The following is a 17,498-nucleotide window of genomic DNA, read 5'->3' as shown; positions in this document are numbered from 1 at the left end:
AACCACGGGAACCGCGGGGATGCGGCAAGGGGACGTGGCAAGGGGACGAGGTATGAGCAGCGAGACGAGCGCGTCGGCGGGGCAGGCGGGGGGCGACCTCGAGGCGCGGCGCTATCTCACGGTGTTCCTGCCGCTCTGGGTCGCGATGGTCGCGCTGCAGAGCGGGCTCCTGATCCACGATGTCGGCGCGGCCTGGATCATCTCGCGCGAGACCGAGAGCCGCAGCCTCGTCGCGCTGGCGCAGACCGCCTCCGCGCTGCCCTTCTTCCTGTTCGCCCTGCCGGCCGGGGCGCTGGCGGATATGGTCGAGCGGCGGCGGATCGTGCAGGCGGCGGCGTTCGGGCTGGCCGGGCTGTCGCTCGTCGTCGCGCTGGCGGCGCTCAGCGGCACCATCACGGTGCCGCTGCTGCTGCTCGCCTCCTTCGTCAATGGCTGCTGCAACGCCGCCTTCACGCCGTCCTGGCAGGCGATGACGCCGGAGCTGGTCAGCGGCGAGCGGCTGCAGGGCGCACTCGCGCTCAACAGCCTCGGCGTCAACATCGCCCGCTCGATCGGGCCGCTGACCTCGGGCCTGCTGCTCTTCGCCGCCGGGCCCGCCGCCGCCTTCCTGTTCAACGCCGTGCTCTATTCCGCGGTGGCGCTGGCCTTCATCATGATCGCCCCGCGCAGCGCGCCGATGGCGGCGCAGGAGAGCCTGCTCTCGGCCGTGCGCGGCGGGCTCGCCTATGTCCGGCACGAGCGCGGCCTCCAGGCCGTGGCGCTCAGGGCCGTCGCCTTCTTTATCTTCGCCGCGACCTTCTGGGCGCTGGTGCCGGTCGTGGTGCGCGAATGGTTCCACGGCACCAGCCTGATGCTCGGGCTGATGGTCGGCAGCGTCGGGCTCGGCGCGATCATCGGCGCACGCGCGCTGAAGAGCCTGCGCCGGCGCTTCGATCTCGACCAGCTGATGCTGGGGGCCGGCCTGCTCGCCGCGCTCGCCATGGCCTGCGTGCCGCTGGCGCCGCTTCCGGCCGCTCTCGCCGCCCTGCATGCCGTGCTCGGCTTCTGCTGGCTGCTCTCCTTCTCCTCGATCCATCTCGCCGCGCAATTGCGGCTGACGCCGTGGATCCGGGCGCGCGGCACGGCGGTCTACCTGATCTCGGTCTTCGGCTCGCTGGCGGTCGGCAGCTTCGCCTCCGGCCTGCTCGCCGACCATCTCGGCATTTCCGTCACGTTCTGGCTCTCGGCGGCGGGGCTGCTGCTGGCGACGCTCGCGGCTTTCGCCCGCCTGCGCATCGCCATCGCCGCGCCGGTGAAGCTCGCCCATTCCGCGATCCTGCCGGCGGTGACGGTGCTCGACCGCGACGCCGCGATCATGGTCACGATCACCTACGCGCCGCGCGACGGCGAGCAGCAAGCGGCCGAGCGCGTGCTCTCGCACCTGAAGGCGGCCCGGCTGCGCACCGGCGCGCGCTACTGGTCGAGCCAGCGCACCGGCACGCTGCTGGTCGAGCGTATCGGCTACGATAGCGGCGAGCGCCTCGGCCGCTCGGCCATGCGGCACATGGCTGAGGACGTCGCAGCCGAGGCCGAACTGCTCGGCCTGCTGGCCGAGGCGCCGGAGATCGCGATCGCGCAGGAAACGCCCAGGGCTGCGCAAACGGGCGGCAGCGCCAGCAAGTGAATTGAGCAGAGGCGGCGCATGGCCCCGCTTTCCGCTGCGAAGCCGGCCGAAAGCGGCTGGCACGGAACTTGAATGACGTGAGCAATCGATTGCAGAACTCGAAAGGACTCGCCGTGATCAACCGCAGACAGGTTCTTTCCGCCGGAACGGCCACGTTCGCCGGGCTCGCCATGCCAAGCGTCCTGCGCGCCCAGCCCGTCACCAAGATGCGGATCGGCGTCGTGCCGCTGCTCTCGTCGGGCCCGCTCTTCATCGCCGTGGCCAAGGGCTACTTCCAGAAGGTCGGCATCGAGGTCGAGCTGCGCACCTTCGCCGATGGCGCGCTCGCCATTCCCGCCCTCGTCGCCGGCGAGCTCGACGCCACGGTGGCGACGCTCAATGCCGGCCTGTTCAACGCCGTCTCGAAGGGCGCCAACTACAAGCTGGTGCTCGACCGCGGCAGCGAGAAGCCGGGCTTCGGCTCGACCACGATCCTGGTCAGCAACAAGATGTACGACGCCGGCGTCACCGGCATCGACAAGTTCGCCCTGCTGAAAGGCGCGCGCTTCTCGATGCAGGCTCCCGGCGGCATCGACCACTACCTGCTCGCCAATGGCCTGCTCAAGGCGGGGCTCGACCCGCGCACCAGCGCGACCTATGCGAGCGGCCTGACCTATCCCGACATCATCAAGAGCATGGGCACGGGCGTGACCGACGCTGCGCAGTGCCCGGTCCCGCTCGCCTTCCTGGCCGAGAGCAACAATGTCGGCAAGATCATCGGCACCGGTGCCGACATCGTGCCGAACGCCCAGCTCGGCTGCTGGACGATGCCGACCAAGTTCCTGGAGGGCAACCGCAAGGCCGCCGTCGCCTTCGCCATGGCGCATATCTACGCCGCCCGCCTCTTCGTCGAGGCCGCCAAGACCAAGGACCCGGAGATCGTCAAGATCATCGCCGACGCCACCAAGGTTCCCGGCGCGCTGATCGAGAAGGCCGCGCCGCGCTGGACCGGCTACGACCATGAGGGCATGCCCAACACCCAGTCGGTGCTCGACCAGGCCTCCTTCTGGGTCGACACGATGAAGCTGATCTCAGGTCCCGTACCGAAGGACGCGCTGTTCGACCTCGGCATCGCCGAGGAGGCGGCGGCGGCGCTGAAGTCGAAGAACCCCTTCGTCTGAGGCCGGCGCCGTGACCTCTCCCGTCATCGATATCCGCTTCGAGGATGTGCGCCTCGCCTGGGAAACCCGGAAGGGCCCGCCGACCGTGGCGCTCGACCGGATGCGCTGCGCCATCCCGGCCGGGAAGGTCACGGCCATCATCGGCCCGAGCGGCTGCGGCAAGAGCACGATGCTGCAATTGGCGCGCGGTTTCCTCGAGCCGAGCGAGGGCGAGATCCGCTTCGTCGACCGCCGCTCCGGCCAGTCGGCGCCGCGTCCGCCGATGGCGACGGTGTGGCAGAGCTTCAACCTGTTCCCCTGGCTGACCATCCTCGACAACGTCGCCTTCGGCCTGGAGATGTCCGGCGTTCCCAAGGCGGAGCGCCATGCCAGGGCGATGGAGGCGCTGGCCAAGGTCGATCTGCGTGGCTTCGAGAGCAAGTATCCGCGCCAGCTCTCGGGCGGCATGCGCCAGCGCGTCGGCATCGCCCGCGCCCTGGTGATGAAGCCGGAGATCCTGCTGCTCGACGAGCCCTTCGGCGCGCTCGATGCCCAGACCCGGCTCGTGCTGCAGGAGCAGGTCGCGCAGATCGTGCAGGAGACCGGCGCGACGGTGATCCTGATCACCCATTCGATCGAGGAGGCGATCCTGCTCGGCGACACGATCTTCGTGATGACGGCAAGGCCCGGACGCATCTCGCGCGAGATCGAGGTCGCGCTGCCGAAGCCGCGCCTGCTCGCCGACCTGAAGCGGCCGGAGGCCGTCGCCCTGTTCGAGGAGATCTACGACCTGCTCAAGGACGAGGTGGTCAAGGCGATGACGGGCGAAAGCGGAGCGCATTGATGGCGGGGGAGACCACCATGCCGACCGAGGCCGCCGCTGAACCGAACGCTGGGGACAAGCCGGCGAAGCCCAGGCCGCAGGTGCCGTGGTTCAGGGCCGTGCTCGACGACCAGCGCCTCATCGGCTGGAGCTTCCTGATCGCGCTGCTCTGCGTCTGGGAGTTCATCGTCATCCAGGCCAAGATCTCGCCGCTCTATTTGCCGCGCCCGACGCGCGTGGTCGCGGTGCTCTGGCAAAACCTCATGGAGGCCGACCTCGCCACCGATCTCGGCCTGACGCTCTACCGCATCTTCGCCGGCTTCCTGATCGCGCTCGTCACCGGCGTGCTGCTCGGCGTCTGGATGGCGGTGTCCAAGCCGGTCAAGGCGATGGCCGACATCCTGATCGCGGCGCTCTACCCGCTCCCCAAGGTGACCCTGATCCCGCTCCTGGTGATCTGGCTCGGCACCGGCGGCCCGTTCATGCTGACGATCAGCTTCATGGGCGCCTTCTTCCCGATCGTGATCAACACGGTGGTCGGCGTGCAGCAATGCGAGCCCGGCCTGATCCTGGCGGCGCGCGACCTCGGCGCCAACCTGCGCCAGATCGTGCTGCGCGTGCTGATCCCGAGTGCCGTGCCCGCGATCTTCGCCGGCATCCGCATCGGCCTGGGCATCTCGATCATCCTCGTCGTCGCCGCGGAGATGGTCGTGGCCAAGGACGGGCTCGGCGCCAAGCTCTTCGTCGCCGGGCAATTGCTCGACACCGAGCTCGTCTTCGCCGTGCTGCTCGTGCTGGCGCTGCTCGGCATCCTCATCACCAAGGGCCAGGACCTGATCGACGATCGCCTCGGCCTCTGGCGCACCAACTGAGGCGCCCGGCCTCGTCACCAACAGCCATCCGAAGGAGCCTTGCCATGTCGCTGTCCAACGCCACGCTTCAGGTCGTCCAGCCCGAGCCCGACAAGGCTCATATGATGCCCTATGCCCCGGCCGTCCACATCGTAGGCGCCTGCAACCTGATGTATATTTCCGGGGCGACGGCCTCGCCGCTCTACCACAACCACCCCCATATCGACAGCGAGCACGACCACTCCAACGACATCGGCGTGCAGACCCGCAACGCGATGGAATCGATCAAGTCGATCCTCGACACGGTCGGGGCGACCTGGAGCGACGTGGTCAAGATCACCAAGTACCTGACCGACATCCGCGACGCCGACGGCATGCATGCGGTGATGCGGCCCTATTTCGGCGACTGGCGCCCGGCCTCGACGATGATCTGCATCAACCAGCTCTCCTCGCCCGGCGCCCGCGTCGAGCTCGACATGATCGTCGCGGTGCCGGCGGGCTGATCGGTACCCTTTTGCTCGAAGCCGGAAACCCTCCCGCGTCATCCCGGACAAGCGGCGAAGCCGCGCAGCTCCGGGATCCATCGTAAGGCGCTGAGTTTTACGATGGATCCCGGAGCTCCGCTTCGCTCCGTCCGGGATGACGCGGAGAGGTTTCCGCCTCACTCCAAATGCCCCAACTGCGAGAACTGCGATGGCCCGCCTGCTGGTCAAGAATGGTTATGTCGTCACGGTCGATGGCGGTCGCGCCGTCCATCCCGACGGCTTCGTCCTGATCGAGGACACCCGCATCGCGGCGCTCGGCGCGATGGCCGAATTGCCGGCCGATGCGCAGGCCGACGAGGTCATCGACGCCGCCGGCTGCCTGGTCGTGCCCGGCCTGATCAACCTGCACCAGCACCATTGGTACACGCTGTTCAAGGGCCTCGCCGATGGCTACCTGCTGGAGGACTGGATCACCGGCTTCGTCTTCCCGCTGGTGCGCCACCTCGACGACGGCGCGATGCGGGTCGCAAGCTATCTCGACGGCATGGAGATGCTGGCGACCGGCACGACCTGCTCGCTGAACCACTCCGTCACCACGACGACACCGTCGATGGTCCGCGCCATCATCGAACCGCAGGCCGAGCTCGGCATCAGACAGGTCTTTGCCAAGGAACTGCGCTGCCGCACGCCGGGCAATCCCAACCACCCGCTCAGCCTCGATGAATCGCTCGCGGCCATGGCCGAGGAGGTCGAGCGCTGGCAGGGCGCCTCCGATGGGCTGGTGCGCATGGCGATGGTGATCGAGGCCAACGCCCACTGGATCGCCGCCGGCATGAGCACCGACGAATTGGTGCGCAAGGGCTACGAATTCGCCCGCGACCGCGACCTGCGGATATCCGGTCATATCGCCGGCGGCACGCTCTCGCTCGACAAGGGGTTTCTCAAGCACCTGCGCGCCACCGGCCGCACCGACGTGCAGTACCTGATGGAGCTCGGCGTGCTCGACAAGCACTGGCTGATGATCCACGGCATCCACGTCACCGATACCGACATCGCCCAGATGGCCCATGTCGGCTGCCATTTCGTCTACACGCCGAGCAGCGAGGCGATGCGCGGCGGCGGCATCGCGCCCTTCGCCAAGGCGCAGGCCGCCGGCGTCAACACGGCGCTCGGCACGGACGGGCCGATGGTCGACTACTCCGTCGACATGATCGAGCAGATGAAGATCTGCACCCTGATGCAGCATGTCCGCCATCTCGACCCCACCCGCATGCCGGTCGAGCGCACCATCGAGATGGCGACGATCAACGGCGCCAGGGCGCTCGGGCTCGACCACGAGATCGGCTCGCTCGAACCCGGCAAGCGCGCCGACATCGCGATCTTCGACATGCGCAAGCCCCATATCGGCGTGCTCAACCGCCCGCTCTCGACCTTCGTCAGCGCTGGCAAGGGCACGGACGCCAAGGCAGTGATCGTCAACGGCGCGGTGGTCTATCGCAACAGCGCCTTCGCCAACGGCCCGTCCTTCGACGAGGTGCTGGGCGAGGCGACGCAGCGCGCCAGGCAGATCGCCGAGGCGGCCGGGCACGGGCCGCGCTTCGCGCCGGCATGGCGCTAGAACTTGCTGTGATCTGCCAGAGCTAAACGCCGTCATCCCGGAGCGGTGCCGCCTCGCGGCTTGTCCGGGATGACGCGGAGAGGTTGCCGCGTCATCGCAACACGCTCGGCTGTCCTCGGACGCGAGCCCATCTCCGCCTGTGCCGCCGCGGACGATCCGCCGCCACCCTCCCGATGAATTCCAGCATTTCCGGAATTGAAAATGGATGCGATGGCGGTATAGCCTGTCGCAGGTCCGCGGGCGGCCGTAAGTATTTCGTCGGCTTGGTCAAGGCCGGCGCTTTGACTTTACGGAATGGCGCTGTGACCTAAGCTGGATGAAAGTTGTTCTTCCCGCGCCGGATGAAAGATCAAGTCGATAGGCCGCCACATGCTTCGATATGTCTTGCTGATCTCCGTCGCGTCTTTGGCCCTGGCGGGTGGGGTGGCCGCGCAGGACGCTGCGCCGCGTCAGAATAGCCTGCCGGTGACGGCGAACGCTGCGGCAGCTCCCGCGACCGAGTGCGATCGCCTGTCGAACGTGCCGCCCGAGCGCGTGATTGCCACGCCCGACGAGCCCGGCCTCCGGTTCAACCAGGGCGGCGGCGCCACGGAGATCGACCCGATCATCGCGGCCTGCCGCGCGGCGATGGCGGAGTACCCGTCCGAGTCGCGCTTTGCCTTCCGCCTCGGCCTCGCGCTGAAGGCGGGGCAGGACGGCGAAGGCGCGCGCGAGGCGCTCCTGATGGCGGTGATGCTGGGCTCGCCCGGGGCCTTCGACGAGACGGCGGGCACGCTGGCTGCGGGCGGCACTCCCGACGAGGCCAAGAACGGCGTCTCGCTGTTCGAGGAGGCGATCGGCCTCTTCAGCCATCCCGAATTGAAGCGCGGCCTCGCTTTGGCGTTGCAGCGCGCCCCGGAGCCGCTGCGGGACGAGGCGCGCGCGATCCGGCTGCTGGAGGAGGCGGCCGGCCAGGGCGCGCTGCCTGCCATCGTCGATCTTGGCGTGGCCTATCAGTTCGGCACCGGCGTCGAGACGAGCCTGGAGACGGCGCTGCAGCTCTACGAGACGGCCGATATCCAAGGCAGCGCCTATGGCGCCTACCGCGCCGGCGAGCTCTATCGCGACGGCCCGGCCGAAATCCGCAGCGTGCCCCGGGCGATGCTGTTCTACACGCGCGCCGCCGATCTCGGCTATGCCGCGGCGATGAACCGGCTCGGCCAGATCGCCGAGAACGGCGAGGCGGGCATCCAGGATTACGACCGCGCCTTCCGCCGCTATTCGGAAGCCGCGGCGCGCGGCTACACCGCCTCGATGTCCAATATCGGCTACATGTACCAGAACGGCGCCGGCCGGCCGATCGACTATGCCAAGGCGCGGGAATGGTACCTGAAGGCCTTCGAGCGCGGCGATGCCTGCTCCGGCAACAGCATCGGCATGCTGCATGACCACGGCCGCGGCGTGAAGTTGGACATGGCCGAGGCGCTGCGCTGGTTCCAGAAGAGCGCCGCCGTCAATTGCTCCAGCGCGCTTAGCAATCTCGGCTACGCCTATCAATATGGCCGCGCCGTGCCCGCCGACAGCAAGAAGGCGCTGGGCTTTTACGAGCGCTCCGCCAGCCTCGGCAACGGCTCGGCGCTGAGCAATCTCGGCTATGCCTACAAGAATGGCCTGATGGGCCTCGCCCGGGATCGCGCCAAGGCCCGCGACTATTACGAGCGCGCCGTCAAGGCCGGCAATTCCACGGCGATGAACAATCTCGGCATGATGTACCTGGAGGGCGACGGCGTCGCCAAGGATCAGGCGAAGGCGCTCGCGCTCCTGCGCCGCGCCGCCGACGAGTTCGAGCTGAATGCGATGAACAACCTCGGCTATTTCTACGAGCGCACCGACAAGGCGCTGGCCATGCGCTATTACGAGCAGGCCATCGAGCGCGGCTCGCTGCCTGCCAAGCGCAACCTGGCGCGCTTCCTGGCGCGTTCCCCGAGCGATTCCGACGACGCCGCCCGCGCCAACAAGCTCTACCGCGAGCTCGCCGCGACCGGCGAACCCAAGGCACTCTACGCCTATGCCCACCGGCTGGACGATGACGGCTGCCATGAGGCCGACATGCGCCTCTCCGACGATGACGATACCGTCGCCGACGAGTGCGAGGAGGTGGTGCGCGCCTGGCTCGGCAAGGCCGTCGCGGCCGGCGACAGGCAGGGCATCGAGCGGCTGGCGGAGATGACGGCAGAAGGCGAGGGCGGTCTGCCCGACCCGGTGGAGGCCGACCGGCTCTACAAGCTCGCCATGGCCGCCGATCCCGATTCCGAGATCGCGCTCACCTACGCCCGTCGCCTGCGCGCGGGCGATGGGCTGAAGCAGAACCAGGCCGAGGCGCGCAAGCTCTACCTCAAACGCGCCGAGGACGATCGCGATGCCGGCTTCGCGGCGGTCGACATGCTGCTGGCCGGCGAGGGCGGGCCGCGCGATGCGCCGGCGGCCGTCGCGCTGCTCAAGCGCCTCTCCGACGAGGGCGCCAAGCGGGCCAACGTCATGCTGGCCGGGATCCTGCGCAAGGGCGACCAGGGCGTGTCGCCCGATCCCGCCCAGGCCCGGACCCTGCTCACCTTCGCGGTCTTCGGCAGCTATGAGCCGGCCCGCGTCCCGCTGGCCGAGATGGTGCTGAACGGCGAGGGCGGCGAGCGCGATCCCGAGATGGCGCTGACCTTGCTGCGCTCGGGAGAGGACAATGCCGAGGCGCGGCTCAGGGCCGCGGCGATGCTGGGCAAGGGTGAGGGCGTCAAGCCCGATCCGCAGGCCGCTCTGGGCGAGCTTCGCTTCGTCGCCGACAAGCTGGCGGATATGCGCGCCTGCCTGCCCTTGGCCGAGTTCTACGCCCGGGATTTCGCCGACAAGGCCAAGGCCAAGGTCACCGACAAGATCGGCCCCGTCGAAACGTCCTCCGGCGAGGACCCGGTTCGCGCGGCGGCCGAGAGCTACCTCTGCGCGCTCGCCAATGGCGCGCCCGAGGCGAAGGCCCTGCTGCTTAAGCCGGAGCCGAAGCTGCCGCGGCCGATCCTGCTCGCCGTCAAGGCGCAACTGGCAAAACTGTCGGACCAGCCGATATCGAGCGGGCCGCGCTTCGACAAGCCGGTGCTCGACCTGCTCGACAAGCTGCAACTGGCGGTCGGCCGGCCGATGCGGGACGGCAACCGGAGCTATTTCCAGTCCATGGTCAGCCGCTGGCGCGATCCGGTGATCGGCCGGGAGGCGGAGGCCAAGGGCGCCGAGAGGCCGGAGAATATCGGCTGGAAGATGGGCTATCGCCTGCGCGATGCCTGGCACGAGCGCATTCGCGCCGCGAATCCGGAGGAGCTGAACAAGCCGGAACCGCCTTGGCGGCGTCCCCGGCCATAAGGCCCCGACGCCGCGCTGAGCGCTCCTACCAGCGTCCGTACCCGTAGCCGCCATACCAGCGCGGCCCGAAGGCGGTGTCGAACTGGTAGCGCCGGGCGGCGGAGCGGTCGAGGTCGACGTCGAGCAGGCAGCGCGAATAGGCGTCGGTGCCGGGCCGGAAGCCGTAGCCGCCGCAGCGACCCTCATCGGCGGCGCGCTGCTGCTCGGCGGTGACGCAGCCGCTGCCGGCGAGCGCCAGGGCGAGCACTGCAACGGTTTGGATCTTCATGGCCCCTCACTTCGCTCGCTGAACGGGTGCGGCCATGAACCGACAGAATTGCGTCAAGATTTCGAACGGCCGCCTACGACACCCGCGTCATCAGCTCGTGGGAGATCGCCTTGGCCGTGGCCAGCACGGCGGCCCTGAGCCTCTCGATGCGCTCCTCGGCCTCGGTGTTGAGGAAGGGGATGCTCACCGCCGCCACGATCGCGCTGCTGCGGTCCCGCACCGGCGCCGCCACCGCCATCACGCCGGCCGAATATTCGCCATTGTCGACGGCCGAGCCCTGGCGCCGGATCTGGGCCAGGCTCTTGCCGATCTCCTCGGGGTCGCACAGCGTCTTGTCGGTATAGCGCGGCAGCGGCCCGTTCAGGATGCGGGCGATGTCGTCGCCATCCATGTAGGCGAGCAGCACGCGGCTGGCTGCGCCGGCATGCAGCGGCAGCTGCCGGCCAGGCCGGACCGTCAGCCCGTATTCGCCGGAGCTATGCGCCACCGCGATCACCAGCACCGCGTCGCCGTCGCGCACCGAGAGCTTGCTCGCCTCGCCAGTGGTCTGCGACAGGCGCTCGAGATGGTTGTTGGCGATCTCGACCAGGTCGGAATCGCGGGCGTTGACCACGTTGGCGGCAAAGGACAGCAGCCGCGGCCCGAGCACATAGGAGCCCGACAGGCTGCGCTTGACGACGTTGCGCGCCTCCAGCGTGTTGAGGACGCGATAGACCGTCGAGCGCGCCATGTTCAGGAAGTCGCTGAGCTCGCGGATGCTGGTCCCGGCCGGCCGGCGCTCGATGATCTCGAGCATGTCGAGCATGCGCTCGATCACCGGGACCTGATTGCCCTCGCGGCGCTTCGAGACCGCCTCGTCTGAATCGATCGTCATTGGCACCTGTCCAAATTCCGCCGGAATTCCCCGCGGTATCGCATCGATATTGCGCTGACCAGCCCGCAATTGCTGGCCCGACGAGGCCGCGGCACCAGACCGGGCAGAATTTTTCCTCGGCACGAATTCCCGGATTGACAGCGCGGCGAAATGCTCCGAAGTTATGTCGGAACAAGAGTTGTTCAAATAGGAATAGATCGGATCGATGCCGATTGCAAGCGGAACCTCGCGAGGGGCGAGCCGCGGCAATCGGGACCGGCAAGCCGATCGTCCTCCAGGGAGACGAGATGTCGGGCAAGTTCAGGTTCATGCACACGATGATCCGGGTCGGAGACCTGGATCGCTCGGTTGCGTTCTATTCCGGCCATTTCGGCATGAGCGTCGTGAAGAAGGTCGACGTTCCCGAGGCCAAGTACACCAACGTCTTCATCGGCTACGGCAACGAGAACGACGATCCGATGATCGAGCTCACCTATAACTACGGTGTGCCGAGCTATGATCTCGGCAGCGGCTTCGGCCATCTCGCCATCGGCGTGCAGGACATCTACGGCGTCTGCGAGAAGCTCCGCACTGCGGGCGTCAAGATCGTCCGCGAGCCCGGCCCGCTGAAGTTCGGCACCGTCCACATCGCCTTCATCGACGATCCCGACGGCTACCGCATCGAGCTGATCGACGTCGATACCGGCGATTACGGCCAGGCCAAGGCCTGAGGCATCCGCTTATCCCGGGCCGGCATTGCGCCGGCCCGGATCACCCATCGCTTCATCACAAGAACAAGCCCGAAACGGGCCAGGCAACGGCCGCCGGGCGGCCGTTCCGGAGGAGACCGACTATGGCCTTCGTCAGGATCGACGGCGTCAAGAAATCCTATGGCAATGTCGACGTCATGCATGGCGTCGACATCGAGATCGCCGATGGCGAGTTCGTCGTGCTGGTCGGCCCCTCCGGCTGCGGCAAGTCGACCTTGCTGCGCATGATCGCCGGGCTCGAGCAGATCAGCGGCGGCCATATCCGCATCGACGACAAGACCGTCAACGACCTGCCGCCGAAAGAGCGCGACATCGCGATGGTCTTCCAGAACTACGCGCTCTACCCGCACATGACCGTGGCGCAGAACATGGGCTTCTCGCTCAAGCTCCGCCGCTCGCCCAAGCCCGAGATCGACCGCAAGGTCGGCGAGGCCGCCGCCATCCTCGGCCTCGACAAGCTGCTGGAACGTTATCCCAAGCAGCTTTCCGGCGGCCAGCGCCAGCGCGTCGCCATGGGCCGCGCCATCGTGCGCGATCCGCAGGTCTTCCTGTTCGACGAGCCGCTCTCCAACCTCGACGCCAAGCTGCGCGTGCAGATGCGCGCCGAGATCAAGTCGCTGCACCAGCGCCTGAAGACCACGACGATCTACGTGACGCATGACCAGATCGAGGCCATGACCATGGCCGACAAGATCGTCGTCATGCTTGATGGCCGGGTCGAGCAGATCGGCGCGCCGCTCGATCTCTATGACCGCCCGGCGAGCAAGTTCGTCGCCGGCTTCATCGGCTCGCCCGCGATGAACTTCGTCGATGGCCGCATCGCCGCCGCCGATGACGCGAACTTCGTCGCCAGGGACGGCACGCGCCTGAAGCTGCCGCAGATGCCGCGCAGCGCCGACAACCGCGAGGTCATCCTGGGCATCAGGCCCGAGCACCTCGAACTGGTGCCGGCCGGCACCGAGGGCGCGATTTCGGCCCAGATCCAGGTCGTCGAGCCGACCGGCTCGGAGACCTTGGTCTCGGCGCGCGCCGCCGGCAGCCAGATCACCGCGGTCTTCCGCCACCGCCACGACTTCAAGGCCGGCGACCAGATCAGCCTGCTCGCCGATCCGGCCAACATCCACCTCTTCGACCCTGCCAACGACTACGGCGCGCGGATCAATTGAACGCTCCCCGCCTGGGCGGAGCCTTCCGCCCGCGGGTTCAACGAGGCCGGCGCCAAGCCGGGCCATTTTCGAGGATACGACCATGACGGCTTGCAGCCCAGAAACCATTGCGTTGCTGAAGCAGGTGCCGACGGCGGCGATCACCGGCCTCCTGCTCAAGAAGTACGGGCTCAGGATGCGCGCCATCCCCGGCCTCGTGCCGATCGACGGGGCCAAGTGCCGCTTCGTCGGCCCGGCCTTCACCCTGCGCTACGTGCCGATGCGCGAGGACATCGCGCTCGCCGTCGACATCGGCAACCCGGCCAACGCCATGCTGCAGGCGACTCAGCAGATCCCGGCAGGCAGCGTCTTCGTCATGGACATGTGCGGTAACGGCGCGGTCGGCGGCCTCGGCGACGTGCTGGTCACGCGCATGCTGGTGCGCGGCGTCGTCGGCGTCGTCTCCGATGGCGGCATGCGCGACGTCGCCGAGATCCGCTCGCTGGGCATGCCGACCTATTGCAAGGGCCCGGCCGCGCCGGCGAGCCCCTCGGCCCTGATCCCGATCGCGATCCAGGAGCCGATCGGCTGCGGCGGCGTGCTGATCTATCCCGGCGACATCATCGTCGCCGACGAGGATGGCGTCGCCGTCATCCCGGTCCATTTGGCGGCGGAGGTGGCGACGCAGGCCATCGAGAAGGAGGCGCTCGACGGCTGGGTTCGCGAGCGTGTCGCAGAGGGCGGCGACATTCTCGGCCTCTACCCGCCGAACGAGGCCAACCTCGCGAAGTTCAAGGCCTGGAAGGCGGCGCAGGGCTAGCAATATGTCGCCTGGAATCCACAGCCCTCATCCTGAGGAGGCCCGAAGGGCCGTCTCGAAGGATGCTCCAGCAGACACGGGAGCCTCCTGGAGCATCCTTCGAGACGCGCTTTGCGCTCCTCAGGATGAGGGCTGAGGGTCTAGGTGAACGCAGATCCGCCGGAGCAAACCATGCGCATTCACATCCAGAACCATCCTAACGACGGCAATCCGCGCGCCACCCTCGAGCAGTGGCACGAGGCGGTCGCGCGCGCCGGCGACAAGGGCAGGGGGCTGGAGATCAGTATCGGCCACACGGAAGACGAGTTTTCCGCTGCGGCCGGCGCCATGAATGCGCTGATCACCTCCTCGCGCGTGGTGCAGAACTTCCTGCCGGCGGTGACGGCGCCGAGCCTGAAGCTGGTCTTCCTGACCCATGCCGGCGTCGACTCGCTGGCCAAGGGCAGCTTCATCCCGCCGGGCGTGACGCTGCTCAACAATAGCGGCGCCCATGGCGCCAAGGCGGCCGAGTTCGCGCTCATGGCCGTGCTGATGCTGGCCAATCACCTGCCCCTCTTCGGCGACCAGCAGCGCCAGGAGCTCTGGCAGCGCAAGCTCGCCTCCTCGGTCGCGGGCCGGCGCGTCACCATCATCGGCATCGGTTCGATCGGCGGCGCCATCGCGCAGCTGCTCAAGGGCCTCGGCATGCACGTCACCGGCGTCAGGACCAGCACGGAGCCGCACCCGCATTGCGACCGCGTCGTCGCGACCAGCGATCTCGACAAGGCGCTGCCGGAGACCGAGTTCCTCGTCCTGGTCGCACCGCTGACGCCGCAGACCTTCGAGATGCTCAACCGCCATCGCATCGGCCTGCTGCCTGCGGGCGCCGGTGTCGTCAATATCGGCCGCGGCGAGCTGGTCGAGCAGGATGCGCTGCTGGACGCCCTCGATTCCGGCGCGCTCGGCGGCGCGGTGCTCGACGTCACCACGCCGGAGCCTGTCCCGCCCGGCCATCGGCTCTGGAAGACGCGCAACCTGATCCTGACCCCGCACATGTCCTCGGGCGATCCGCTGACCTACATCCCGCGCAGCCTCGACATCTTCCTCGACAATATCGACGCGCATCGCGCCGGGCGGCCCCTGCCGAACGAAGTCGATCTGGCGCGCGGCTACTGAAGAGAGCTTGAAGCACATGCGCTACATCCCCTTCGGCAAGACCGGCCTCGAACTCTCGCAGATCGCGCTCGGCGGCCATGAGTTCCTCAGGAGCGGCCTGTCGCGCGGCTTCAACGAGGATTTCGCCAAGGCGGTGACGCCCGGCTTCATCGCGCCCGATTTCGGCGGGCCGAAGCGGCTGGATATCCTGAAAACCGCCTACGATCTCGGCATCAACATCTTCGACGTCACCATCGACTCGGAGAAGGAGGCGCTCGGCCGCAACTTCGCCGAGCTGCCGCCGCCCTATCCGGTCTATGTCCAGACCCGGCCGGAGGGCATGTGCTACGGCTACGACGAGGGCAACCGCAAGATGCTCGACTACGGCCTGCTCAAGGCCGAGATCGAGCGCGGCCTCAAGCTGATCCGGCGCGAGACCGTCGACTTCCTCAACATCGGCCTGATCAACTGGTCGATCGACGGCACGCCGGACTACATGGCCCGCCTCGCCGACAATCTCGGCCGCCTCAAGCAGGACGGCCTGATCCGCTTCGCCGTCGCCGATTCCCATGCCGGCCAGCGCCTCTACCTCGCCGAGCTCAACTCCGGCGGCTTCGACGCGGTCAATCTCGACTTGAGCCTCGGCGAGTTCGACGGGCTGGAGCAGGTCGTGCCGCGCGCCCGCGAGCTCGGCCTCGGCATCATCACCCGCGAGGTCTTCTTCAAGGGCGAGCTCTTCACCATCGCCGACGAGGTCGGCCTGAGCGATCGCGGCGCCGTCGCCCGCACCGCCCTGGCCTGGCTCGGCCAGCAGGATGCCGACCTCATCATCCTCGGCGTCGACAACGCCGAGCAGCTCCGTGCCAACGCCGCGACGCTCGAAGCCGGGGCCTCGGCTCTCGACGCCGACCTGCGCGCGAAGCTCGAAGCGGGCGAGGGCTTCAAGGCCTACAAGGACAAGCGCACCCGCATCTTCTTCGAAATGCCGTGACGACCCGCCGTGGAGCCCGAAATGACAAGCTTTTGCGCTCCCGACAGTCGCTTTTGAAACGAAAATCTTGACAGAGCCGATGCAACTCGCCACGATCAAGACAGAACACGTATTATTCAAATGGGAACAATCAAGACTGGCGGGCGGGCGCGGATTGACGCGGATCGGCCGCTGCGCCGCAGGCCATCCGGGCCGGAGCAAACCGGCCCGAACGGGGCGAGACCCGCAACCAGCAAATAAGAAATGATCAGACAGGGAGGATGAGTAAGTGACGATATCGACGTTCAAGGTCCGTCTCGCGACGGCTGCCGCAGCGCTCATGCTGAGCGCCTCCGCCCATGCGGGCGAGGTCAGCTGGTGGGTCTCCGAGCCGGGCAAGGTCAAGGCCCAGCAGCTCGCCACCGAGTTCGAGAAGGAGAATCCCGGCATCACCGTCAAGCTCCAGGCCAACCCCTATGGCGGCCTCGAGGGCAAGGTGATGATCGCGGTCAAGTCCGGCATCCCGCCGGATCTGATCGAGGTCCAGAACTCCTGGATCCCGTCCTATCAGGCGACCAACGCGCTTGAGGATGTCGGCGCCGCCATCAACCAGAGCGTGCCGCTCACCGACTTCGTCCCGGCGACGCTCGCCGCCTGCTCGGTCGACGGCAAGATCTACGGCCTGCCCTTCCAGGCCGAGGCGCTGGCGATGCTCTATCGCAAGGACCTCTTCCGCGACGCCAAGCTCGATCCCGAGAAGCCGCCCCAGACCTGGGACGAGATGATCGAGGTCTCGAAGAAGCTGACCTACACCGCGCCGAACGGCCAGCGCCGCTATGGCTACGGCATCGCCGGCGGCGGCGCCGAGGGCCAGGGCAACACGCTCTACCGCTCGCTGCCCTATATCTGGATGAATGGCGGCGACATCCTCTCCGCCGACATGAAGAAGTCGACGCTGAACACGCCCGAGGCCATTGCCGGCGTGAAGTTCTACACGGACATGCTGACCTCGCTGAAGGTCTCGCCGCCGTCGACGCTGGAGAATGGCGGCCTCGAGCTGCGCCGCCTGTTCATGGCCGGCACCATCGCCATGTACCAGGGCACGCCGACCGAGCTGGAGCGCTTCGCCCAGGATGCGCCGAACCTCGACTACGGCGTCGCGATCATGCCGCATCCGACTGGCAAGGAGACCTCCGCGCTGCTCGGCGGCTGGGGCTTCATCGTGCCCAAGGCCGGCAAGAACAAGGCCGAGGCGCTGAAGCTGCTGCAGTTCCTGGCCAAGCCCGAGCGGCTCGCGCTCTACACCCGCACCTTCCCGACCACGACCACTTCGATGAACCTGCCGCGCTTCGCCGATCCGAAGCTGGACGCGTTCAAGGTGATGATGACCCATGCCCGGCCGCAGCCGCCGATCGGCTCCTGGCTTGAGATCTCCAGCGCCTACTACAAGAACATCCAGGAAGTCCTGATCGGCGGCGCCTCGCCGAAGGACGCGATGGCCGCCGCCGACAAGGCCATCGACGCCATCCTCAAGAAGTAAACGCCGTCATCCGCCCCGCCCGTGCCTGAGCGCATGGG

Annotated in this window: 15 protein-coding genes; 13 read left to right on the top strand and 2 right to left on the bottom strand. The window is 67.7% G+C overall.

The features are described from left to right. Positions 1-52: 52 nt before the first annotated feature. From DWF00_RS18545 to DWF00_RS18515, 7 genes are all read left to right on the top strand, one after another. On the top strand, positions 53-1,663 hold the full coding sequence (locus DWF00_RS18545; RefSeq protein ID WP_181832625.1) for an MFS transporter: 1,611 nt from the start codon (positions 53-55) through the stop codon (positions 1,661-1,663). 77 nt (positions 1,664-1,740) lie between these two features. Continuing rightward, positions 1,741-2,823, top strand: a complete 1,083-nt coding sequence (locus tag DWF00_RS18540; RefSeq protein ID WP_147283687.1) for an ABC transporter substrate-binding protein — start codon at positions 1,741-1,743, stop codon at positions 2,821-2,823. Between the two features lie 10 nt (positions 2,824-2,833). Further along, a complete protein-coding gene (locus DWF00_RS18535) occupies positions 2,834-3,646 on the top strand; it encodes an ABC transporter ATP-binding protein (RefSeq protein ID WP_245974045.1) in 813 nt (270 codons plus the stop codon). Then, positions 3,646-4,497: an ABC transporter permease gene (locus DWF00_RS18530; protein WP_114829235.1), complete on the top strand. Its 852-nt coding sequence runs from the start codon at positions 3,646-3,648 to the stop codon at positions 4,495-4,497. Before DWF00_RS18535 ends, DWF00_RS18530 begins: the two co-directional genes overlap by 1 nt. Positions 4,498-4,541: 44 nt before the next feature. After that, positions 4,542-4,979 carry a RidA family protein gene (locus DWF00_RS18525; protein ID WP_114829234.1) on the top strand — a complete coding sequence of 146 codons (438 nt, stop codon included), beginning with the start codon at positions 4,542-4,544 and terminating at the stop codon, positions 4,977-4,979. 190 nt (positions 4,980-5,169) lie between these two features. Next, positions 5,170-6,579: an amidohydrolase family protein gene (locus DWF00_RS18520; RefSeq protein WP_181832624.1), complete on the top strand. Its 1,410-nt coding sequence runs from the start codon at positions 5,170-5,172 to the stop codon at positions 6,577-6,579. 369 nt (positions 6,580-6,948) lie between these two features. Continuing rightward, positions 6,949-9,960, top strand: coding sequence for a tetratricopeptide repeat protein (locus tag DWF00_RS18515; RefSeq protein ID WP_114829232.1), 3,012 nt, complete (start codon positions 6,949-6,951; stop codon positions 9,958-9,960). 25 nt (positions 9,961-9,985) lie between these two features. On the opposite strand, the gene DWF00_RS18510 is transcribed toward DWF00_RS18515, so the two are convergent. Both DWF00_RS18510 and DWF00_RS18505 read right to left on the bottom strand, forming a co-directional pair. Next, complete coding sequence (locus DWF00_RS18510; RefSeq protein ID WP_114829231.1) at positions 9,986-10,228, bottom strand: hypothetical protein; 243 nt, start codon at positions 10,226-10,228, stop codon at positions 9,986-9,988. Between the two features lie 73 nt (positions 10,229-10,301). After that, the gene (locus DWF00_RS18505; protein WP_114829230.1) at positions 10,302-11,102 is read right to left on the bottom strand and encodes an IclR family transcriptional regulator; all 801 of its coding nucleotides are present in this window, start codon (positions 11,100-11,102) and stop codon (positions 10,302-10,304) included. Positions 11,103-11,389: 287 nt separating this feature from the next. Here DWF00_RS18505 and gloA point away from each other — a divergent pair, with 287 nt between their 5' ends. From gloA to DWF00_RS18475, 6 genes are all read left to right on the top strand, one after another. Next, complete coding sequence (gene gloA, locus DWF00_RS18500; protein ID WP_114829229.1) at positions 11,390-11,812, top strand: lactoylglutathione lyase; 423 nt, start codon at positions 11,390-11,392, stop codon at positions 11,810-11,812. A gap of 122 nt (positions 11,813-11,934) precedes the next feature. Continuing rightward, positions 11,935-13,017, top strand: coding sequence for an ABC transporter ATP-binding protein (locus DWF00_RS18495; protein ID WP_114829228.1), 1,083 nt, complete (start codon positions 11,935-11,937; stop codon positions 13,015-13,017). 82 nt (positions 13,018-13,099) lie between these two features. Beyond that, the gene (locus DWF00_RS18490) at positions 13,100-13,816 is read left to right on the top strand and encodes an RraA family protein (RefSeq protein WP_114829227.1); all 717 of its coding nucleotides are present in this window, start codon (positions 13,100-13,102) and stop codon (positions 13,814-13,816) included. Positions 13,817-13,987: 171 nt separating this feature from the next. Next, positions 13,988-14,971, top strand: a complete 984-nt coding sequence (locus DWF00_RS18485; RefSeq protein ID WP_114829226.1) for a D-2-hydroxyacid dehydrogenase — start codon at positions 13,988-13,990, stop codon at positions 14,969-14,971. A 16-nt stretch (positions 14,972-14,987) separates the two neighbouring features. Continuing rightward, positions 14,988-15,941: an aldo-keto reductase family protein gene (locus DWF00_RS18480; protein WP_114829225.1), complete on the top strand. Its 954-nt coding sequence runs from the start codon at positions 14,988-14,990 to the stop codon at positions 15,939-15,941. A 268-nt stretch (positions 15,942-16,209) separates the two neighbouring features. Further along, positions 16,210-17,460 carry an ABC transporter substrate-binding protein gene (locus DWF00_RS18475; RefSeq protein WP_114829224.1) on the top strand — a complete coding sequence of 417 codons (1,251 nt, stop codon included), beginning with the start codon at positions 16,210-16,212 and terminating at the stop codon, positions 17,458-17,460. The last annotated feature ends 38 nt before the right edge of the window (positions 17,461-17,498 follow it).

Source organism: Allobosea caraganae, from assembly GCF_003351345.1.
GTDB lineage: Bacteria > Pseudomonadota > Alphaproteobacteria > Rhizobiales > Beijerinckiaceae > Allobosea > Allobosea caraganae.
The sequence above is the reverse complement of the archived record's forward strand: the minus strand, read 5'-3'. Positions and strand labels throughout refer to the sequence as shown.